This window comes from Ruegeria sp. ABV3_008 (assembly GCF_056161185.1).
Map to the genome: position 1 here is coordinate 17,641 of NZ_JBSWYP010000021.1, position 17,782 is coordinate 35,422.

The 17,782-nt window shown below is 58.8% G+C and carries 19 protein-coding genes and 1 tRNA gene; 11 read left to right on the plus strand and 9 right to left on the minus strand.

The annotated features are described in order from the left end of the window. Nucleotides 1–29 precede the first annotated feature (29 nt). The 4 genes from ACXAH8_RS22255 to ACXAH8_RS22270 all read right to left on the minus strand — a co-directional run bounded on the left by ACXAH8_RS22255 (nt 30) and on the right by ACXAH8_RS22270 (nt 4,221). A complete protein-coding gene (locus ACXAH8_RS22255; protein WP_425083791.1) occupies nt 30–719 on the minus strand; it encodes a P-loop NTPase family protein in 690 nt (229 codons plus the stop codon). Further along, nucleotides 720–1,793 (minus strand): AI-2E family transporter, encoded by a 1,074-nt coding sequence (locus ACXAH8_RS22260; RefSeq protein ID WP_170378059.1) that lies wholly within the window; start codon nt 1,791–1,793, stop codon nt 720–722. 89 nt (nt 1,794–1,882) lie between these two features. Then, nucleotides 1,883–2,857, minus strand: coding sequence for an isopenicillin N synthase family dioxygenase (locus tag ACXAH8_RS22265; RefSeq protein ID WP_425083790.1), 975 nt, complete (start codon nt 2,855–2,857; stop codon nt 1,883–1,885). Then, entirely contained in the window at nt 2,857–4,221 is a 1,365-nt protein-coding gene (locus tag ACXAH8_RS22270) for an FAD-dependent oxidoreductase (RefSeq protein ID WP_475220699.1), read from the minus strand. Before ACXAH8_RS22270 ends, ACXAH8_RS22265 begins: the two co-directional genes overlap by 1 nt. A gap of 168 nt (nt 4,222–4,389) precedes the next feature. Between ACXAH8_RS22270 and proS the strand changes: the two genes are divergently transcribed. Further along, nucleotides 4,390–5,730 (plus strand): proline--tRNA ligase, encoded by a 1,341-nt coding sequence (gene proS, locus ACXAH8_RS22275; RefSeq protein WP_475220700.1) that lies wholly within the window; start codon nt 4,390–4,392, stop codon nt 5,728–5,730. Next, entirely contained in the window at nt 5,714–6,595 is an 882-nt protein-coding gene (locus ACXAH8_RS22280; RefSeq protein WP_475220701.1) for a glycosyltransferase family 2 protein, read from the plus strand. Before proS ends, ACXAH8_RS22280 begins: the two co-directional genes overlap by 17 nt. Here the strand turns inward: ACXAH8_RS22280 and ACXAH8_RS22285 are convergent. Next, the gene (locus ACXAH8_RS22285; RefSeq protein ID WP_475220702.1) at nt 6,592–6,948 is read right to left on the minus strand and encodes a hypothetical protein; all 357 of its coding nucleotides are present in this window, start codon (nt 6,946–6,948) and stop codon (nt 6,592–6,594) included. The genes ACXAH8_RS22280 and ACXAH8_RS22285 overlap by 4 nt on opposite strands. A 331-nt stretch (nt 6,949–7,279) precedes the next feature. Between ACXAH8_RS22285 and ACXAH8_RS22290 the strand changes: the two genes are divergently transcribed. From ACXAH8_RS22290 to ACXAH8_RS22300, 3 genes are all read left to right on the plus strand, one after another. Then, the gene (locus ACXAH8_RS22290) at nt 7,280–8,266 is read left to right on the plus strand and encodes a DUF6492 family protein (RefSeq protein ID WP_475220723.1); all 987 of its coding nucleotides are present in this window, start codon (nt 7,280–7,282) and stop codon (nt 8,264–8,266) included. A gap of 79 nt (nt 8,267–8,345) precedes the next feature. Next, nucleotides 8,346–9,641 (plus strand): lipoprotein-releasing ABC transporter permease subunit, encoded by a 1,296-nt coding sequence (locus tag ACXAH8_RS22295; protein ID WP_475220703.1) that lies wholly within the window; start codon nt 8,346–8,348, stop codon nt 9,639–9,641. Then, nucleotides 9,634–10,320, plus strand: a complete 687-nt coding sequence (locus ACXAH8_RS22300; protein ID WP_475220704.1) for an ABC transporter ATP-binding protein — start codon at nt 9,634–9,636, stop codon at nt 10,318–10,320. Before ACXAH8_RS22295 ends, ACXAH8_RS22300 begins: the two co-directional genes overlap by 8 nt. On the opposite strand, the gene ACXAH8_RS22305 is transcribed toward ACXAH8_RS22300, so the two are convergent. Beyond that, a complete protein-coding gene (locus ACXAH8_RS22305; protein WP_475220705.1) occupies nt 10,304–10,741 on the minus strand; it encodes a DMT family transporter in 438 nt (145 codons plus the stop codon). The genes ACXAH8_RS22300 and ACXAH8_RS22305 overlap by 17 nt on opposite strands. Nucleotides 10,742–10,839: 98 nt before the next feature. Here ACXAH8_RS22305 and ACXAH8_RS22310 point away from each other — a divergent pair, with 98 nt between their 5' ends. Beyond that, nucleotides 10,840–11,244 (plus strand): c-type cytochrome, encoded by a 405-nt coding sequence (locus ACXAH8_RS22310; protein ID WP_475220706.1) that lies wholly within the window; start codon nt 10,840–10,842, stop codon nt 11,242–11,244. A 3-nt stretch (nt 11,245–11,247) separates the two neighbouring features. Here ACXAH8_RS22310 and ACXAH8_RS22315 read toward each other — a convergent pair whose 3' ends face one another. Continuing rightward, complete coding sequence (locus ACXAH8_RS22315; protein WP_475220707.1) at nt 11,248–11,913, minus strand: hypothetical protein; 666 nt, start codon at nt 11,911–11,913, stop codon at nt 11,248–11,250. Nucleotides 11,914–12,075: 162 nt separating this feature from the next. Between ACXAH8_RS22315 and ACXAH8_RS22320 the strand changes: the two genes are divergently transcribed. The 5 genes from ACXAH8_RS22320 to ACXAH8_RS22340 all read left to right on the plus strand — a co-directional run bounded on the left by ACXAH8_RS22320 (nt 12,076) and on the right by ACXAH8_RS22340 (nt 15,990). Then, nucleotides 12,076–12,741 carry an NnrU family protein gene (locus tag ACXAH8_RS22320; protein WP_475220708.1) on the plus strand — a complete coding sequence of 222 codons (666 nt, stop codon included), beginning with the start codon at nt 12,076–12,078 and terminating at the stop codon, nt 12,739–12,741. A 70-nt stretch (nt 12,742–12,811) separates the two neighbouring features. Next, on the plus strand, nt 12,812–13,333 hold the full coding sequence (locus ACXAH8_RS22325) for a DUF2478 domain-containing protein (protein ID WP_475220709.1): 522 nt from the start codon (nt 12,812–12,814) through the stop codon (nt 13,331–13,333). Nucleotides 13,334–13,421: 88 nt separating this feature from the next. Beyond that, nucleotides 13,422–14,669 carry a D-arabinono-1,4-lactone oxidase gene (locus tag ACXAH8_RS22330; protein WP_475220710.1) on the plus strand — a complete coding sequence of 416 codons (1,248 nt, stop codon included), beginning with the start codon at nt 13,422–13,424 and terminating at the stop codon, nt 14,667–14,669. Beyond that, complete coding sequence (locus ACXAH8_RS22335) at nt 14,666–15,784, plus strand: alanine racemase (RefSeq protein ID WP_475220712.1); 1,119 nt, start codon at nt 14,666–14,668, stop codon at nt 15,782–15,784. Before ACXAH8_RS22330 ends, ACXAH8_RS22335 begins: the two co-directional genes overlap by 4 nt. 120 nt (nt 15,785–15,904) lie before the next feature. Further along, nucleotides 15,905–15,990, plus strand: a tRNA-Leu gene (locus tag ACXAH8_RS22340). Between the two features lie 11 nt (nt 15,991–16,001). Here the strand turns inward: ACXAH8_RS22340 and ACXAH8_RS22345 are convergent. Continuing rightward, nucleotides 16,002–16,502, minus strand: a complete 501-nt coding sequence (locus tag ACXAH8_RS22345) for a hypothetical protein (RefSeq protein WP_475220714.1) — start codon at nt 16,500–16,502, stop codon at nt 16,002–16,004. Beyond that, nucleotides 16,492–17,109: a helix-turn-helix domain-containing protein gene (locus ACXAH8_RS22350; RefSeq protein WP_475220715.1), complete on the minus strand. Its 618-nt coding sequence runs from the start codon at nt 17,107–17,109 to the stop codon at nt 16,492–16,494. The genes ACXAH8_RS22345 and ACXAH8_RS22350 overlap by 11 nt, the downstream gene beginning before the upstream one ends. Nucleotides 17,110–17,782: the final 673 nt, after the last annotated feature.

A 17,782-nucleotide genomic window follows, 5' to 3' on the forward strand; every position in this document is an offset into this window, starting at 1 on the left:
TGTCAGAATGCGCAATTGGCGCGCTTGGGTCAATCATTCGGTTCGCCATCGTCAGGGTCCATTTTCAAGACTTGGATCGCCAAGGCACGCGTGATATCCCGTTTCTCGGACAGCGCGAAATCGTCCAGCTGTGCGACCACATCGGCGGCGGTTTCAAAGCGTCGATCCATATGCTTGACCAGATAGGCAATCACCTCGGGGCCGGGGTTCAGCTGCCGGTCGACAAACAGTTTCGCAAGCACCGCGCAGAGTAGCGCATCATCCGGTGGATCAAGCGCCACGTGATGCGCGCCCTCGACCCGGCTTTGTAGATCCGCCAGCGGCATTTGCCAAAATTTCGGCGCCAGACGACCCGTCATCAGCAGGGCGTGACCCTCGGCCAGAACAAGGTTGTGCAGGTGAAACAGCACTTTCTGCTGCTCGATATCACCTGCGATCATCGGAACGTCTTCAACCGCAATCGGGCTACGCGCCAGATCGGGCACGTCCTCGTAGCGCAGCCCCTGGGCTTTGATGATGCGCCCGCCGGTTTCGGCGGCCCAGACATGAGCCAGGTGGGTCTTTCCCGCGCCCGCCGGGCCGCTCAGCACCAGTTTGTTGCCGGGCCATGAGGTGGCCGAGATCATCGCAACCGCAAGCGCATTCGCCGGAGAGACAAAGAAATCTTCTCGCCCCAGCGCGGTTATGGCGGGCAAATCGAAGCTTAATTGTCGAGCCATTTACGCGTTGTCCTGATCCTGGCTTTCGAGGCCGGTATATAGGCGGCTATCCAGATAAACCGACGTCCCGAACCGCGCCAGCACACCCAAAGCTGCCGCGACTGGAACGGCGACCAGCATTCCTACAAAGCCGAAAAGTGCACCAAAGACCGACAAGGCCAGCAACAGCCAGACCGGGTGTAGGCCGACCGAGTCGCCGACTAGCTTAGGCGTAAGGAAGTTGCCCTCTGTCACCTGTCCCAGCGCAAAGATACCTGCGACTAGCCCGATATGCGCCCAATCCCCCCAGAACTGGAACAGCGCCAGCCCAATGGCCAAAGTGCCGCCGATCAACGCGCCCAGATAGGGTATGAAGGTCACCAGCCCGGCGATGAAGCCGACGATCAGGCCGAATTGTAGCCCGACAAGCATCAGGGCGACCGCGTAGTAAGTGCCAAGGATCAGACAGACTGTGCCCATGCCCCGAACGAATGAGGCCAGCACGTTGTCGATCTCACCGGCAAGACGTTTGATGGTAGGGGCGTGGTCGCGGGGCAGCAGCTCTCCAATCCGGGCGACCATGCGGTCCCAATCCAGCAGCAGGTAGACCGAGACGACAGGCACGATGACAAGCAGCACCACCACGTTGATTGCCGAGCCAAGCGAGGCCACAACGGATTCCAGCACATCCCCAGTCTTGGATTTCAGCGTCTCACCCAGCCCGACGAGGAACTGGTGCGAGCTGGATTCGCGGTCTAGAATCGACGGGAATTGCTTCTCGATGAAGGCGCGCAGCTCCTGGAACAGGCTGGGCACTATGTCGACCAGGTCGATCAACTGCGTGACCAGAGCTGGCACAACCATCAGAATCGCAAGCACAAATCCAAGGACGCCGACCACGGTGATGATCCCGGTGGCAGCCATCCGCGACAACCCCAGCTTTTCCAGCCGATCGGCGACGGGGTCGAGGAAATAGGCGATTGCGCCGCCGATCACGAAGGGCAGAAGCACGTCGCCCAAGGCCCACAGGATCACGACAAAGACAACCGTGGCGATGCCCCAGTATCTCAGCTGATCCTTAACCGGCAAAGCCATGGCGCATCCCTTTGTTGCACAGCGTTGCCATGTTCTTGGCCCATGACGCGCGGCGATGCAAGCGGTTCATGGGCCTCGGTTTCTGCGGGTCAGTCGGTCAGCGTGCCAAGTTCCGGAGTATCCCCTGTCGCGGTCTCGTCCGGCCAGTTGGTGCGCCAGATTTCAGCGGACCAATGGCCGCAATGCACGGCGGGGCGGTCAAAGCCGGGCAGGGCGGGTAGCAGAGGCTCAACAACCACATCATGACGCGGAACGGCGAAATAGGGGAACGAGTACCGCTCGCGCCCTGATCGGTTGACGACGCGGTGCGGCGTGGATTTCAATCGACCGCCCGACCAAAGTTCCAGCATGTCGCCGATATTGACGACAAAGCCGCCCGGCGGGCAGTCGGGCGTGATCCAGTCTCCGGTGCGGGTTTGTACCTCGAGCCCTCCGACGGGATCGGGGGCGATGATGGTCAGCGCGTCCGTGTCCTTGTGCGGATGAATGCCATAGCCGCCCTCATCTGGCGCCTGCGGAGGGTAGTGGAGCAGGGTCATGTTGGTCATCGGGTCGCGGAACGCGTCGCGCAATTGGCGTTCCGGCAAACCCAGTCCGGTTTCGAGCGCTGCGAGCAGAAGGTCTGCCACGTCATCCAGCATCGACCAATAGGTCAGGATGACATCGCGTGACCCCGGCACTTCGACCGGCCAGATGTTTGGGCCATACAGCCCGCAATCTTCACGGATTGCAGCATCAGCGTCGACTTCGTGATGCAGCTTGTAGCCTTCGTATTTGTCGGCTTTGCCCGAGCCGTCATTTGGCGTGAAGAACCCCATCGGGATAAACCCGCGATAGTTCTCGCGGGTGATGGCTTGTTTCCATTTTGAGGCCTCTTCGACCGCAAAGATCGCGCGCGCCGTGTCGCGCACCTCATCAACGGTTGCCTGGGGAATGCCAGTGCCGGTGATCGATAGAAATCCTATCTCCGTGCAGGCTGCCAAGATCTGTTGAACGGTTTGGTCGTGGTCAGGATGCGCGGCGTCGCGCAAAGGGCTGAGGTCGATTGTCGGAATGTAGTCCATCAGTGAATCCTGACACCTTGCCGGTCCAGTTCAGCGTGAACAGGGGCCAGGTTCATGCTGTGCAGCTCCTGATTGCTTTTCAGTGACAAGGCGGCTGCAATGCCAGCCCCTTGTCCCATGACCGCGCAACACGCCATGTTGCGCGTGGCCGCATGGGCCACTTTGTCGGCCCCGTGCGAGCGTCCGGCAACCAAAAGTCCCTTGATCCCTTTGGGAAGCATCGAGCGATAGGGCACCTGCATATAGCGGCCAGTGGTCGGCAGGATCAGGATGCCGTAGCCGTCGATGAACTCGGGATAGATACCAATCGTATCCTCAAACCGGCCCTGATGGCGCGCGTCATTTTCGGTCATGTTGTAGACCGCGTCGATCTTGCGCGTGTCGCGGATGCCGATGGTCATCCCGAAATTCCGTAGTCGGGCGTTTTCACATCCCGGCATGAAGCGACGCAGCGCCTCGATGGCGAGCATGGATTGACGCCGGCCTTCGATCTCACCCTTTGTGAGGCTGTCGGGGTCGGTGCCGTCGATTTCCGCCAGATGGATGAGGTTCATATAGGTCAGCTCACCCGTGTCGTGCATCGCACCCCAGGTACCTGCGATCGTGTTTAGATGAGGCGGGATCAACCCCTCATCAATTGCCTGTTGGAAGGGCTTGTGAACGAAGGGCGAGAACATGTCGTCCTCTTTGCCCGAGGTTTCGATGTTCCACTCGCCACCGCCACCCCAGTCTTTATAGGTCTGGGGGTCGGCCTTGACGCCTTCCATAAAGGCGCGTTTGTCGACACCGGCGAGATGGAACATGACCGAGGCGGCCATCATATCCTCACGCGCGGTCTTATAAGTGGGGGCGCCAGCGCGGTGGGCAACGTCGGCGTCTCCGGTCGCGTCGATCACGACCTTGGCCAGAATCGCCTCGCGCCCGGCTTTGGATTCGGTGATGATGCCAGTGATCCGGTCCCCCTCCATGATGGGGGCGACGAACTGACGGTGCAGCATCGGATGCACGCCCGTCTCTTCGACCAGCTTGTCGGCAACCAGCTTGAACCCTTCGCTGTCCAGCTCATAGCTGAGCGACTGACTTTCCGGCACTGCGGCGCCCATGTCTTTCGCTCGGGTCTCGAACTCCATGCCGATGCCCCCAGCCTCGACCGTTTGTTCGTGGCGGTACCAGGCGAATCCTTCGACCCCCACGGCGGTGATATTGCCGCCCATACAGCCGAACCGGTCAACCAGCGACACTTCTGCCCCTGCGCGTGCAGCAGCCAAGGCGGCGGCCAGACCAGCGGGGCCAGAGCCTACGACCAGAACATCTGTCTGGTGAACAACAGGGATTTGACGGGCGGGTTCCGAGATTGTCTGCATCGGGGCCTCATGATTTTACATTTCCGTCACATTTGAAGTTCCTGATTGGCGGGTCAATAAAAAATGCGACGGACCTGAGGTCGCAAAATCACCAATGGCCGATTGCCCCCGGCGGGGGTTTGGCATAATCACCTTGAAAAGCTCAAATCCACCTTTGAAGGTCACCCAATGCGCCTTAGCCGTTACTTTCTGCCCGTTCTCAAGGAAAACCCCTCCGAGGCCCAGATCGTCAGCCACCGGCTGATGTTGCGCGCCGGGATGATAAAGCAGGCTGCTGCCGGCATCTATTCCTGGCTGCCGTTGGGCTTCAAAGTCCTGCGCAAGCTTGAAAACATTGTACATGAGGAACAGGCGCGGGCAGGCCATATCGCGATCCAGATGCCGATCCTGCAATCGGCGGACCTGTGGCGCGAGTCTGGCCGCTATGATGACTACGGGCAAGAGATGTTGCGGATGCAGGACCGCCATGGTCGCGACATGCTGTATACGCCCACGGCCGAGGAACTGGTGACCGACATCTTCCGCGGCCATGTCAGCAGCTACAAGGACCTGCCGCTGACCCTCTACCAAATCCAGTGGAAGTTCCGCGATGAAATCCGCCCGCGTTTCGGCGTGATGCGAGGGCGTGAGTTCTACATGAAGGATGGTTATAATTTCGACCTGACCAAGGAAGACGCGCTGCACGCCTACAACCGCCATCTGGTGAGCTACCTGCGCACTTACGAACGTATGGGCCTGCAGGCGATCCCGATGCGCGCCGATTCCGGCCCCATCGGCGGCGATGACACTCACGAGTTCCTGGTTCTGGCCGACACGGGTGAATCCGAAGTATTCTATGACAGCGCCGTCACCGACCTGACCTTTGGCGACCGTCAGATCGACTATGATGACCGCGCGCAATGTCAGGCGATTTTGGAGGAGTTCACCTCAAAATACGCGCGCACGGACGAAACCCATGATGAGGCGCTGTTCAACCAGATCCCTGAGGAACGTCGCCGCGTGGCGCGTGGGATCGAAGTGGGTCAGATCTTCTACTTCGGCACCAAATATTCCGAGGCTATGGGCGCGACCGTTCAAGGCCCCGATGGCAAGCCAACCTCGGTTCACATGGGCAGCCACGGTATTGGTGTCAGCCGCCTGATCGGCGCGATCATCGAGGCCAGCCACGATGACAAAGGCATCATCTGGCCCGAGGGCGTGACGCCGTTCCACTGCGGCATCGTCAATCTGAAACAGGGCGATGAAGAGGCGGATGCGGCCTGTGACAAGCTCTATGGTGCTCTGACCGCTCTGGGCCTTGAGCCCCTCTACGACGACCGCAACGAGCGGGCAGGGGGCAAGTTCGCCACCATGGACCTGATCGGTCTGCCATGGCGCATCACCGTCGGGCCGCGTGGCCTGAAAAACGGTGTGGTCGAGTTGACCTGTCGCCGCTCAGGCGAAAGCGAAGAACTGAGCCCCGAAGCCGCCGTCACCAAAATTGCCGGGATTTATGAGCAGATCGCCTGATCCGCTCATCTCGGTCATCACTGCGACCTACAACCTGCTGTCCCAAGGGCGGCAGGACAGTTTCAAAGGCGTTGTGGATTGCATGCAGCGCCAGAATTGCGCGCGGGCTGAGCATATCATCCAGGATGGTGCCTCAACCGACGGCACTGTCGCTATGTTGCACGAGTTGACCGAAAGGATGCCGCGTACGACCGTGATAAGCGAAACGGATGGCGGCTTGTATGACGCGATGAACAAGGGCGCGCGGGCAGCGAAGGGTGAGTACCTTTTGTTCCTGAACTCTGACGACTCGCTGGCCTCGGATGCTATTCTCAACCAAGCCGCAGATCGGCTGGAGGCGACCAAGCCTGACTTCCTATATGGCTCAACGCTGCGCCGTTATGAGGATGGTGGCGAGACGATGGAAAAGCGCATGTCGCTGAAAGCCATCCTGCAGCGCATGCCGTTCTGCCATAACTCGGTTTTCATTCGTCGTGATGTGTTTCAGGCGTTGGGCGGGCACGATAGCCAGTTCCGTATTGCTGCCGACTATGACCTGATGCTGCGCTTGATCGGGTCGGGCTATCAGGGTGAGCGTATGGATGAGCCGATCTCACTATTCTGGGATCGTGGCGCGACCAGTGATCAGGACGCGACCGGCAAGGATTACGCTCGGGTCTGGATGAACTACTACACGGGATTCAAATCCGCCAAAGCCCTCAGTCTGGATGATTTCGCCGGGTTCTATCGACGTGGTCACATGCCTGCTCGTCTGATCTGGGAACTGTTACGGCGACCCGACACACCCGAGCCGATCAAGACCGCCGCGCGCCACAGTCTGGCAAAAACCCTGCGCCGGTCCGTTCAATTCTGGCGCAGTTTTTAGGCCCGTACGGCCGGCCGCGCAGTCAGAATGTCGCCGTCTGCGTCGTTCCCGCGGGCCACAACGATCGGACGCCCCATGCGGCGTACAAGTTCCCGAAGCTCAAAGCCCAGAAACCGGATCCCGCAGATGCGTGCGCCGGTGTCGCGGTCGGTTACGCAAAGACGCCCTTCGCGAAAGGCAAGGCGATAGCCTTTGTCCCTCAGGACCTCGGCCAAATTGTTCCAGCTAACTGCGCTTGCAAAGATCGGACGGATCGCAGCACGAAGCAGTGCCGCAGTTTCACAATCCAAATCTGATGAAGGTTTGTGGGCCAAAATCGGGCCCGTCCCAAGTGTTGTATTTTGAATATTCATGAGCGACCCCCGCTCTTTCAAATGTGTTCCCCCAAAGTCAGGGTGACAAAGTTTCTGATATTAAGCAAAAAGCGAAATAAAATTGCTCAATTGTTGTGGCATTTTGAGTTCAGTGCCTCACGCAATGCCGATATTGACTTCATAGCTGAAACAATAGCGGCCTGTCTGTGAAGGTCGTCACAACCTCTGGTGTAACCAATTGGCGGGCAAGACTACTTTTACCCTGCCAAAGGACCGGTAAGTGATTCGTTTCGATCTGGAGGCAGTGCAATTTGACCTCGGCAGATTTGCTGATAGACGAGGGCACGCCCCAGAGAAAGGCCGCAGGTTCGTGCTGAGTTTCACCACTATTGTCTATTCCAAGGATTATCCGCTGCTCAGGCTTCAGGCGATGTCTATGGCCAGGTTTGTTGCGCCGGATCAGGTGGCCTCGATCCATGTTATTCTGAACGATATAGATGAGGCCGGGCTAGCAGCGAAGATCGAACCGATCCTGCAGTACTATGGCCCGCTGCGTCCTAAAGTGCGGATTCTGAAGGGCGAAGAGGTGTTGCTGGGCGAGGGGCACACTGCCCGGCGGCCGCTGAAAGATCGTATCCTCATCGAAGACCGCTATCGCCTTCCCCTGATCCGCAAAAGCGGATGGAGGGGCAACAATGGCTACCGCATGCAACAGGTACTGAAACTGGGCGCGGCGCGGGTGGCAGAGGCCGAGAACATCGTCATTCTCGATACCAAGAACCTGTTCCTGCGGTCGTTCGAAGAAGGCGAGTTCTTCTCACCCCAAGGACCAGCACGTATTCAGTTCATGCCAGTTCAAAGCGACTATCACCACAATTGGTTGCTCCAGAGCCTTGAAGCTTTGGGTGTTGAACAAACGCTGACGGACGACCTGCGTACCACGACGTTTTCAACGCCCTTTCCGGTACGCCGGACGCTGATCCTTTCGCTGCTTGATGAGATCAATACACGCTACGGCTCGGTTCAGGCGCTTTTCGCGTCTAGACGGCGGCCATCAGAGTTCATGTTGATGAACGCGTTTTGCCTGAAGTCACCTGATGGCTATGCGCCGTGGTTCGAACCCGCTGACCCTGCGCATATTGGGATGTGGCCGACTTATTCCACGGATGAACTGGCTAAGCTGGTCGCGCGGCTGCAGGACGACAGATCGCTGACCCTCGGGCTGCACAACAGGGCGGTTGCAAACTTGCCAGAGGATTTGCGCGGGCAAGTCTATGCGGCCCTTGAAACGCGTGGCATATGCGATCGCCACGTGACCGAAGAGGTTCTGCAGCAAACTTCCGCGCTTTCGAGCTGACCTATAAGGACAAGCGGCTTGACCCTCGGGCGAAATGCCGAAAGGGTCGCACCAAACCAGAAAATAACCCGGAGCAGGCATGGCCAAAACACCCCCGCCTTTTGCCCCTTTTGAATGGAAGATCGCCTGGCGCTACCTACGTGCGCGTCGGGCCGAGGGTGGCGTCAGCGTGATGACCTGGATCTCGCTTATCGGGATCACATTGGCTGTTTTTGCCCTGATTGCCACTTTAGCGGTGCGCTCGGGATTTCGGGCCGAATTCGTTGGCACCATTCTAGGGGCTAACGCACATGTGACGGTCTATTCCTCGGGTGAGATCGACGCACAGGGGCGGGTTGATCGGACCATTGCAGATTTTGAGGAGCGCACGGCGCGTCTGGCGCAGGTGCCCGGGGTTGAACGGGTCGCGCCCTTGGTCAAAGGGCAGGTGCTGATCACCAACCGCGACCGCAGCAGTGGCGTTCAGGTGTTCGGGATGCGCCCCGACGATCTGCGTGATTTGCCGGGGATTGCGGAAAGCGAGGAAGCGGTTGGCGATCTGTCCGAGTTTCAGACGGGCGAAGACGTCATCGCCATCGGCTCCGGCGTAGCGCGCAGCATTGGTGCCACGGTTGGCGACACCGTTAAGCTGACTTCGCCCAACGGGGTCAAAACCGCCTTTGGAACGTCGCCACGGGTGAATGCATATCGCGTTGTCTACGTGTTCTCGGCCGGGCGCTACGATATCGACCGCACGCGGGTTTACATGCCATTCTCGCAGGCGCAGAGTTTCTTTAACCGTGAGGGCGTCGCCGACGAGATCGAGGTCATGGTTGAGCGCCCGGAAGACCTCTATCCGATCCTGATCCCCATCCTTGAGGCTGCAGGCGAGCGCAGCCAAATCTGGACGTGGCAGGATGCCTCGGGCGGGTTCCTGAGGGCACTAGAGGTCGAAGACAACGTGATGTTCATCATCTTGTCGATCCTTGTCCTCATTGCGGCGATGAACATCGTCTCAGGCCTGATCATGCTGGTCAAAAACAAGGGCCGAGACATAGGTGTCCTGCGCACCATTGGTCTCAGCGAGGGCTCGGTCCTGCGGGTGTTTTTCATCTGCGGCGCCTTCACGGGCATCATCGGCACGGTCATGGGAGTGATCCTGGGTTGCCTGTTCGCGCTCTATATCGACCCCATCTTTTCGTTTGTGAACTACGCCATGGGCGGCGGAGTTTGGGATCCGTCGATCCGTGGGATTTACGCCTTGCCCGCCGAGCTTCACCTCAGCGATGTTCTCAAGGCGATTGGCCTGTCTCTGGGCCTGTCTTTCTTTGTCACCTATTTCCCTGCCCGCCGCGCCGCGCGGCTGAACCCTGTTGAGGCGCTGCGCTATGAATGATGTAAGCTTGCGGCTGAACGGCCTGACGAAAACCTACCTAAAGGGCACCCCGGGAGAAGTGCAGGTTTTGCGCGGGATTGATCTGGAGTTGCAGGCAGGGGAGGCCGTCGCGCTTGTTGCGCCATCGGGTGCGGGCAAGTCGACCCTTTTGCATATCGCCGGGCTGCTGGACACGCCGGATAGCGGTAACGTTGAGATTGCGGGTCAGGATCTTGCAGGAAAAGGCGACCGTACGCGCACCTCTGTACGGCGTCAGGATGTTGGGTTCGTCTACCAGTTCCACCATCTGCTGCCTGAGTTCACAGCGCTCGAGAACATCACCCTGCCACAACTCGCCAACGGTGTGTCCGAGCGCGACGCGCAGGGCAGGGCGATGTCCCTGTTGGATCGCGTCGGAGTGGCCCAACGCGCCGATCACCGACCGGCGGCACTGTCCGGGGGCGAGCAGCAACGGGTTGCGTTCTGTCGCGCTCTGGCCAACGCACCGCGCGTTCTGCTGGCGGATGAACCGACAGGTAACCTTGACCCGGATACATCGGATCAAGTGTTCGAGGCTCTGATGACCCTGGTGCGCGACCAGGCCCTGTCCGCGCTGATCGCCACGCACAATCTGGACTTGGCCGCGCGGATGGACCGCATCGTCAGGTTGGAAGGTGGAGTGCTCAAGCCAGTTGAGTGATCGCCACTCCGATTGCCATCACCGCAATCCCGCCTGCGCGCATCAGGGTAAGTGGCGTGACCTGCGCGCCGAACAGGCCGAAATGGTCGATGGCGGCCGTGCTGATCAATTGTCCCAATAGGACAAAGAACACGGCATTGCCGACGCCGAAATGCGGCGCGACATGGGTGATCGACAGGACGTAGAAAGCAATCAGAACACCCGCCAGCAACAAGTGTTTTGGCGCCTGAGCCACTTTTGACAGCGCCTCAAAACCGGGAAAGACCACCATCACCAGCGCGGCAGACCCGAAGGCGATGGCAAACAGGATCACAGCTGCTGTGGTCGGCGAGCCGATAAGCTTGCCGAGCGCCGCGTTCAAAGCTGCCAGGATTGGGACTCCGATCCCGGCGGCCAACATGATGGCTGCGTATTGTGTCATAGCCCGAACCCTCTTTACCCGTATTCGTTGATCTGGATCATTGCGCCAAGCCGCGCAGCGGGCAAGCCTGTTGACAGCAATTGTGGTAGGAGGATGCGATGATCACAAAGCTTTGTTTTGCAACGGCGTCAGCTCTGTTTGCCATGTCTGTCCCCCTCTGGGCGCAGGATGCAGAGAAAGGTGCCGAGCTTTACCAGCACTATTGCGCCACCTGCCATGGGATTGACGCAACCGGCCATGGGCCGATGGCCGGAGTGCTTGTCATTCAGCCGACCAACCTGAAGACACTGGCAAATGCAGACGGTGTTTTCCCTACGGCCCGCGTGGTGGGGCGGATTGACGGGCGTGATCCGTTGGTGAGCCACGGCAGTCCGATGCCAGTTTATGGCCCGTATTTCGAAGGGCAGGACACCGCGATCAAGACGCCCGATGGGCAGCCGATCCTCACCAGCCAGCCCATCGTGGATCTGGTGGAGTATCTGAAAACCCTGCAGGACAGCTAAGCCTTAGCTGCAGATGCCTTCGATCTTTGCCTCGCTCCAAGGGATTGCGATGTCCCGCTCACGGCCGGTCTGTGGCAGCGGGGACAGATCGAAGTGCTCCCCCAGCATATCGTGCAACCTTTTGGTGCGCTGCGCCTGAGGGTCCAATGCACGACAGCAGACATATTCCTCGACAATCGCGCCCTGCTGTTCAAACCCGTAGGACAGGAAATCGGGCGAGGTTTCCAGATCGAACAAATACGGATCTTTGCGCCCGCCATGTTCCGCTGCGGCGCGCAGAGGGTGATAGCCCGTGGACTCGCGGTTCTGCCACTGCCAGATATGGGTCAGTTCGTGTGCCAGCAACATCGCGGCGATCAGGTTCATCTCTTCGGGGTAGTCGGACATATAGTCCTCAAGATACCAATCGCGCGCGAAATAGACTTTGTTGAACAGGGCAACGGCGGCCGGTTTTCCGGTGACTACCCCTGCCTCGATAGGGGGCAGGATGCGTTCCCGGCAGGCCTCACGCGGGCGCGCTTCGCGGAAATAGGTGACTGGCACGACGGGAGCCCCTTTTACCAGCCGGACGCTATCCAGATCCAAGGTCGTGCCTTGCACCGCGCTTGCAAAGCCGCGTTCCTGCTCGGTCAGGGGACGCCCGCAGGAAGACAGAAGCAAAAGGAGCATAAACAGAATGCGCAACGCCATGAGGTCAACCCTAGTGCGTCACTTGCGTTGCGCAAGGCGATTTCACGTAGACGTGGCCGGGCCGCAGCCAGTACTTGATTTGGCACAAGACCAAATCGGCACGATACCGCCACACGTGTCTAAACATCTATCGGAGAGTCCATGTCCAGTTGGGTGCCATTCATATCGGCTTTCACGGCGTTTTTCCTGAGCCACGCCATTCCCGCGCGGGCACCGGTGCGGGCCAGATTGGTAAAGGTTCTGGGGCAAAAGGGGTATCTTCTGGCGTACTCGGCATTGTCCGTCATCATCCTTGCATGGCTGATCGTGGCCGCAGCGAACGCGCCCTATGTCGAGGTGATCCCTCCGTGGCCGGTGCTGCGCTGGGTGCCTTTGGTCGTGATGCCGGTGGTGTGCTGGCTCGCGGTGGCCGGACTGACCATCAGTAACCCGTTTTCCTTTGGTGGGCTGGGAAAGGCGGGTTTTGATCCGGAGCGCCCCGGTATTCTGCGCACCACCCGCCATCCACTTTTGGCGGCGCTGACGCTGTGGGCCGGGGCGCATCTTCTGGCGAATGGCAGTTTGTCTCATGTGATCCTGTTTGGCCTATTCGCCGGTTTTGCCGCGCAGGGCATGACGCTGATCGACCGCCGCAGAGCCCGTTCATTGGGCAACGGCTGGCCTCGCCTGTCGCGCAATACGGCGCGGTTTTCGCTGCGCGCGCCCCTACCGTGGCCGCCCCTTCACGTGTGGCTTGCCGCGCTTGCCGTCTTTGCCGTTCTCATCGGCTTGCACGGCGCTGTGATCGGCGTCTCGCCACTTCCCTGACGCAAGGAGTGGTCGACCCGCGTGTCCCGTGCTATCTGATATGCCGAACTCCGACTTACGAGGTCCAAAAATGCATCTGGCCTATGTTACCACCAACGATCGCGGCGCGACCGACCGCTTGTTAAGCGCCGTCGCCGCACACCTGCTGGCGCGTGGTGCCAAACTGGCGGGGGTCGTGCAGACCAACACGGAATGCACCGATAGCAGCAAATGCGATATGGATGTGCAGGTACTACCGGATGGCGAGACCATCCGTATCTCGCAATCCCTGGGCGAGCATGCGCGCGGCTGCCGTCTGGATCCTGCGGCGCTCGAGCAGGCTGTAGGACAGGTCATGGCCACGCTTGCCAATGACCCGCAGTTGATGATCATCAACAAATTCGGCAAGCACGAGGCCGACGGGCGCGGTTTCCGCCCCGTCATCGCCGAGGCGCTGGCACAGGACATTCCTGTTCTGCTGGGCGTGAACGGGTTGAATGATGAGAAGTTTCAGGCCTTCACGGGCGGGGCGGCAGAACAGCTATCCCCGGATCTTGAGGCGATTGTCAGCTGGTTCGAAAAGGTCGCGGCCCAGCGGGCGGATGCCGCCTGAGGGCAACCTCACGTAGCGTAATGCGCTGATATCCTGACTTGTTTGGCCGTGCCTCGGCTGCAATCCTCTCTCTGGGAGGATTTTAGGCATGTGGGCAAACTGGGCAGGGAACGAAACCGCCACCGCTTCGATTGCGCGCCCTATGGGGTTGGATCAGCTGCGGACGATGGTGGCAGAACCTGAAAACCTGCGGGTTGTCGGGGCAGGGCACTCCTTTACCCCAATCGTGGGCGGTGCCGAACGGATATTGGATCTGTCACAGTTGCATTTGCCTACGGTTGGACCAGTCGAAGATGGGCAGGTTTGGGTCAATGCCAATGCACGTCTGCGTGATCTTTCGCCCGCTTTGGCCGAGCAGGGTGTGGCGTTCCGTAATCTGGGTGACATCAACACGCAGTCTCTAGCCGGGGCTGCATCCACGGCCACCCACGGCACTGGGCGCACTCTGCCCTGCCTTGCGGCCGAGATTACAGATGCCAAGTTCATCGGTGCGACCGGTGACATGCTGACCACCTCGCAAATCCCGCTGGAGATGGCGCAGGTGACGCTGGGCTTGCTGGGCATCCTGACCGAGGCGCGGATCAATGTCGTGCCGAAATACAATCTGCGTCGTCAAGTCACACTGACCGATCTGCCGGATGTCTTGGCCAACATGCATCGGAACTGGGCCGAGAACCGGAATTTTGAGTTCTTCTACATCCCCTTCACCGGCAAAGCGGTCGAGCTGCGACACGCCGTCACCGAAGACCCCGAAAGCAAGGCCCCGCGCGATCTGGATATGTTGGCGGTCAAGGTGCTGAAGCTTGCCCGCAACGCTGGACGCTTAAGTCCCAGTCTGCGCACGCTGCTGCTGAACCTGCTCACGCTGGCTCAGTCGGATGAGAATCACGTGGGCGAAAGCTGGCGGGTGCTGTGCAGCGACAGACATATTCGGTTCAAGGAGATGGAGTATCATCTACCCGCCGATATCGCTGGTGATGTCCTGGCCGAGGTTTTTCTCCGTCTGGAGCGTGACCACAAGGACATCTATTTTCCGATCGAAGTGCGCCAGACGGCGGGTGACACGGCCTGCCTGTCGCCTTTTCAGGGCGGCCCACGGATCTCGATCGCGCTGCACACGGATGCGGGTGAAGATCACAGCCGCTATTTCAACGCTCTGGAACCGTTATTTCTCGAGGCTGGAGGGCGCCCGCATTGGGGCAAGATGCACAGTCTTTCCTACAAAGACTTGTCCGGCCTGTATCCGGATTTCGACCGGTTCTGCGCCCTGCGTGAGGAATTGGACCCACAGGGCAAATTCATGACGCCCGCCTTGGCTCGGTTGTTCCGGCCATGAGCGATCCCTACCTCACCAGGTTGTCCGAGGCTTTGCGCACCCACGGGGTCGATCAGCCTGTCGTCGCAATAGACCTGGATCGGGTCGAGGCAAATTGCCGGGCAGCACGGGCCGCAGCTGACCCCGGACTGGACCGGCGCTTGGTCGCAAAATCTCTGCCTTGCCTGCCGTTGCTGGATTATATCCGCGGGCTGATCCCCAGCTCCGGTCTGATGAGCTTCTCCGAACCGATGCTAATGGAGCTACTGCAAGCGGAACAAGAAACGGACCATCTGACCGGAAAACCGTTGCCTGTTTCTTCTGCCGCGCGTGTGTTGCAGTCTTGCCCAGACGCCGAAGACCGAGTGCAATGGCTGATCGACACCCCCGAACGCCTGCGCGCGTATCTGACCTTGGCTGAAACAAGCCAAACGACTATGCGTTTGTCGCTTGAGGTGGATATCGGCCTGCATCGCGGTGGGTTGAAGGTGGATCAGGTTGCCGAACTCGCGCGAGCTATCTCGGCGCATCCAAACACGCGTTTAAGCGGGCTCATGGGGTATGAGGCGCATTTGGCGAAGCTGCCCGGTGTCCTCAAGTCGCGGGCAACGAAGGCCAGCGCCAAAGCGTTTGAACATGCCGTGGCTGCACTGCCTGAAGGCGCGGGGTATTGCCTAAACACCGGCGGCAGCCTGACATTTCAGAGCTACCGCGCACCCGGGCCAGCCACCGAGGTCGCGTTTGGTTCAGCCCTCGTGAAGCCATCCGATTTCGACCACGCAACTACCACTGGCTTTCAACCGGCTGCGTTTCTGGCCAGCCCTGTTCTCAAGGTCATGCCGTCAAACCCTCTGCCCGGATTGGAATTCCTACCCAAGCGCAAAACCCATATCGCGATCTTCGGAGGGCATTTCCCCGGCCAACCCGTTCACCCCGGCGGGTTCACTTATTCCTCGGTCTTCGGGCGATCGAGCAATCAGGAGGTTTGGACTGGCCGCGCTAGCCATGCCGTCAAACCCGGTGACATCGCGTTGATCCGCCCGAGCCGGAGCGAGGCTGTTCTGAACCTGTTCGGAACGGTTTTAGCGGTGCGAGAGGGGCAGGTGATCGCGGAGTGGCCATGCTTGCCGAATTGACTCCTATAGCACAGCGATACTTGCGCGATTTTTCAGCCGTTTTTCACCGCGAAGCGCATTGAATTCGCAAAGCTATGGGCGTAGTTCTCAACGCGTGCCGACCTCGGGTCGACACAGGTTGCCCGCGTGGTGGAATGGTAGACACAAGAGACTTAAAATCTCTGGGCCGGAAGGCCGTGCCGGTTCGAGTCCGGCCGCGGGTACCACACACAGCTCCTTAGACCGGATAGTCGAGCCTTGTGATCAGCTGCCAGATATCTCGGTTCAGGGTGGACAGGTCTTCGACAACCTGTTCAATCTCGCGCAGGGCCTCACCATCCAGAGTATCCGTGCGACCCATTTTGATGTCTGTTTTCCGATCCGCAATGCGCATCAGGATGGTCTTGGGGTTGCCGCTTTCGGGATCAAACGAATAGATGCAATGATTGAACCGGTTGCGGATGCCGGACAGTTTTCCAAGCCGTTTTGTGTGCTCCAGGATCGGGTCCCGAATGCCCTCGGAGCGGCCATCCATTTTTGCCAGCCGCTCAACCAGATCAATCCGGGCTCGGGTCGTGTTCAGGGTCAGAAAGATGATAACGGCGGCATCTTTGCTGGTGCCTGCCAGACCCGCAATTAGGTGGATCAGCAGGCTTTCGGTGTTGGTCCACATATAGTTCAACCGCCCCACCAGCAGGATCAGCCGATCAAACCGCTCTTCCACGAGATCAGCCAACACGGGGGCTTAGCGCATCAAAAGGCGCAACCTCGAAATAGAAATGAGCGGCGGCCGTGCGGTTGCTGACCCCGATTTTGCCGACCACATTGTGCATGTGAAGTTTGACGGTATGTTCCGTAATCCCTAACCCGGCGGCGATGACCTTGTTGCTCTGCCCTTGAGACACCAACCTGAGGACCTCTTTTTCCCGTTTCGTCAGCCTGTCGAAAAGCTCAACCTGCTGAGTGTTGACGGGCTTGGGCGTAACAGAGGATGCAGGTGACTTGCAGGGGGTCGCCTGAGGGCCCGCGACACAATCGGCGAGGAAACTGGGCAGATGAAGCTGCTCATGCATCAGCAACCTCAAGATTGATCGCCACACGTCAGGGGCGACGTTCATAGGTAGAAAGCCGATCTCGCCGTAGCGACTGCGATCCCAGCGTTCAAACAGATGCCGGGCTGCGGCGTCCTTGCGGTAGGAAAAGGCGAGGCACCCGAACGGAACTTGTGCCGCATATTCGCTTGGCCGTTCCAGCAGGTCCTCAAGCATGACCTGATCTACAACCAGAACGCGGCTAGCGTGTGCTTTGGCTGAGCTCAGGTCGCCCAGTGAATCGAAACGGGACACACAAACATCAAATTCGTTCTGGACGCTTCTGAGGGTTTGATTAGATAGAAAAAGCTCTCGACCAATAAAGTGAATTGAAAAGTCTTCAGTCTTGGTATTCTGGAAGGCGTAGTCACGTTCAGACGGGTCAATCATTACTGTCCCCCCACTAAAAACCGAACTGCAGTTTACAGTATTCACGCAAGTAATTCGGGCAGTTCAAAAGCCGAAATAGTCTTAAAAATATGGATTTATTCTAGATGAAATGTAGGGTGTCAGCAACTGGATATTGGGGTTTGACAATTGGTCCTAGAACTATTGATTAGGGTCGTATTGCGGGTATTTCGGGTAAGTAGAGGGAATCCAACGGCTTCTTTCGTCCACGTCCAATCCGTAGGGTTTAGGTCGCATTTATTAGTGTAAACTGCGACCCTTCCAGCAATAGCCCCGGATTTCAACAACCTAACCGTTCTAGAGCTTTTCGATAGCTTGGCAGCTTTGTTAAAGGCTGCGACGCTTCCTCTACTTCAGATTGCGAAGGTTTTTCCTTTAACGCCCGCTTTTCGCGCATTTTCGCGAATCTCTTTTCAGCGGGGACGTCGGCTTAGCCGGGAAAGGAGGTGCAGAGAGCTCGGAACCAACAGACCGCAGGGTTATGCGTTCAGGCATACCGTGCGGATTTTTGTTTCAACTG

What these genes read in the sequence shown, in the direction of transcription:
- ACXAH8_RS22255 (WP_425083791.1), bottom strand. Translation starts at nt 719, where the DNA reads ATGGCTCGACAATTAAGCTTCGATTTGCCCGCCATAACCGCGCTGGGG.
- ACXAH8_RS22260 (WP_170378059.1), bottom strand. Translation starts at nt 1,793, where the DNA reads ATGGCTTTGCCGGTTAAGGATCAGCTGAGATACTGGGGCATCGCCACG.
- ACXAH8_RS22265 (WP_425083790.1), bottom strand. Translation starts at nt 2,857, where the DNA reads ATGGACTACATTCCGACAATCGACCTCAGCCCTTTGCGCGACGCCGCG.
- ACXAH8_RS22270 (WP_475220699.1), bottom strand. Translation starts at nt 4,221, where the DNA reads ATGCAGACAATCTCGGAACCCGCCCGTCAAATCCCTGTTGTTCACCAG.
- proS (WP_475220700.1), top strand. Translation starts at nt 4,390, where the DNA reads ATGCGCCTTAGCCGTTACTTTCTGCCCGTTCTCAAGGAAAACCCCTCC.
- ACXAH8_RS22280 (WP_475220701.1), top strand. Translation starts at nt 5,714, where the DNA reads ATGAGCAGATCGCCTGATCCGCTCATCTCGGTCATCACTGCGACCTAC.
- ACXAH8_RS22285 (WP_475220702.1), bottom strand. Translation starts at nt 6,948, where the DNA reads ATGAATATTCAAAATACAACACTTGGGACGGGCCCGATTTTGGCCCAC.
- ACXAH8_RS22295 (WP_475220703.1), top strand. Translation starts at nt 8,346, where the DNA reads ATGGCCAAAACACCCCCGCCTTTTGCCCCTTTTGAATGGAAGATCGCC.
- ACXAH8_RS22300 (WP_475220704.1), top strand. Translation starts at nt 9,634, where the DNA reads ATGAATGATGTAAGCTTGCGGCTGAACGGCCTGACGAAAACCTACCTA.
- ACXAH8_RS22305 (WP_475220705.1), bottom strand. Translation starts at nt 10,741, where the DNA reads ATGACACAATACGCAGCCATCATGTTGGCCGCCGGGATCGGAGTCCCA.
- ACXAH8_RS22310 (WP_475220706.1), top strand. Translation starts at nt 10,840, where the DNA reads ATGATCACAAAGCTTTGTTTTGCAACGGCGTCAGCTCTGTTTGCCATG.
- ACXAH8_RS22315 (WP_475220707.1), bottom strand. Translation starts at nt 11,913, where the DNA reads ATGCTCCTTTTGCTTCTGTCTTCCTGCGGGCGTCCCCTGACCGAGCAG.
- ACXAH8_RS22320 (WP_475220708.1), top strand. Translation starts at nt 12,076, where the DNA reads ATGTCCAGTTGGGTGCCATTCATATCGGCTTTCACGGCGTTTTTCCTG.
- ACXAH8_RS22325 (WP_475220709.1), top strand. Translation starts at nt 12,812, where the DNA reads ATGCATCTGGCCTATGTTACCACCAACGATCGCGGCGCGACCGACCGC.
- ACXAH8_RS22330 (WP_475220710.1), top strand. Translation starts at nt 13,422, where the DNA reads ATGTGGGCAAACTGGGCAGGGAACGAAACCGCCACCGCTTCGATTGCG.
- ACXAH8_RS22335 (WP_475220712.1), top strand. Translation starts at nt 14,666, where the DNA reads ATGAGCGATCCCTACCTCACCAGGTTGTCCGAGGCTTTGCGCACCCAC.